Genomic DNA, 246 nt, shown 5'->3' on the forward strand with positions numbered 1-246 from the left:
GTCTCGCCGACATCGTCAGGACCTTTGACATCACCTGTTTGGATTTGCCAAGCCAATTCTAAATCTTTGACGTTATCGGTATTGATTTTATCTAGAGGCGAGTAGCGCTGACCATAATCAGTACGACCATACGCACTCCACTCACCATCTGGCGTTTGCTGACCGTTTGATAACGGATCACCAAGGTTGGCTGAGGTCTCATCTGAGCTGACGTTTTGCTCGTCATCATTTGCAGCAGTCAAGTCT

Annotated in this window: 1 protein-coding gene; it reads right to left on the reverse strand. The window is 47.6% G+C overall.

The window, feature by feature from the left end; all coding sequences use genetic code 11:
- Window positions 1-246 (reverse strand): hypothetical protein (locus SB772_RS44380; protein ID WP_410839075.1); only part of this gene is annotated, 246 nt, incomplete at both ends.

The sequence above is a fragment of the Paraburkholderia sp. SIMBA_030 genome, assembly GCF_046535245.1.
Classification (GTDB): Bacteria; Pseudomonadota; Gammaproteobacteria; order Burkholderiales; family Burkholderiaceae; genus Paraburkholderia.